General features: G+C 45.4%; 2 protein-coding genes. Both read left to right on the top strand.

Translation table 11 applies throughout. The features are described from left to right. The first annotated feature begins 37 nt into the window (after positions 1-37). Positions 38-373 carry a DUF5455 family protein gene (locus tag ABD816_RS22175; RefSeq protein ID WP_344931104.1) on the top strand — a complete coding sequence of 112 codons (336 nt, stop codon included), beginning with the start codon at positions 38-40 and terminating at the stop codon, positions 371-373. 8 nt (positions 374-381) lie between these two features. Continuing rightward, a partial coding sequence (locus tag ABD816_RS22180) for a zonular occludens toxin domain-containing protein (RefSeq protein WP_344931105.1) occupies positions 382-889 on the top strand: 508 nt, incomplete at its 3' end.

Consider the following 889-nt stretch of genomic DNA (forward strand, 5'->3'; position numbering starts at 1 on the left):
CATTTGTTTTCTATCGCAACACGGGAGTTAAACTAATATGGCTGCTGTATCATCTGCAATAGGTTCTTTTACGTCTTTTCTCGGCGGAATGTTTAATGGTTTGTCTGAGTTTCGGGCATTAATATTTAATAAGGGGATTGCTCATCGGGTCGCTAGCCTGACCATCCTTATTGCTGCTATTGCTGCCGCATATGGCACTATTAGGCTCGCCGGTGCCGCTCTAACCTGGGTTATGCCCTATCCAATTCAAGTCGCTGCATCCTGGGTTGTTCCTGAAAATTGGGCTTCGATTTTGTCTTTCTATGCTGTCTGTTATGGCGCCATCGCTCTTTATAAATGGCAGCGTAATTATATCGGTATGAGTAATTATTAGGGGGCCTTATGATTGATGGCGTTATAGCGGTAACGGGTCGCACCGGCCAGGGTAAGGGCCTCTGTTCTGTCGGCCTGGCGCGTGATTATCTCTCCGCTGGTCGACCTGTAGTAACCAACATGGATTTATTTCCCGAAAATTTTCGCGATAAGCGTAATAGTAAAATTCGTCTTTATCGCATTCCCGATATGTTAAGTATCGATATTTTGCGCGAGCTTGAGGCAGGCGGCATTGTCGGCCCTGGCAATCCCAGGCCGGAATATGGGGATGAAAACGGCCTTTTATTGCTCGATGAGGCCGGGGTTTTTCTTAACAGCCAGGAATGGAATAAACCCCACGTTAAACCAATTGTCGATTGGCTTCGTCATCGAAGGAAACATGGATGGGATATTGCTCTACAAATACAGGATATTGATAGTCTTAACGCCCAGGTTCGCCGGGCCGTTATTGATTATGAAATGAGGGCAATTAAAATTGTTTCAATTCCCATAGTTAGCACAATTTATCGGATGATCT

Origin of the sequence: Aquimarina addita (genome assembly GCF_039539305.1) — a bacterium.
Taxonomy (GTDB): Bacteria; Bacteroidota; Bacteroidia; order Flavobacteriales; family Flavobacteriaceae; genus Aquimarina; species Aquimarina addita.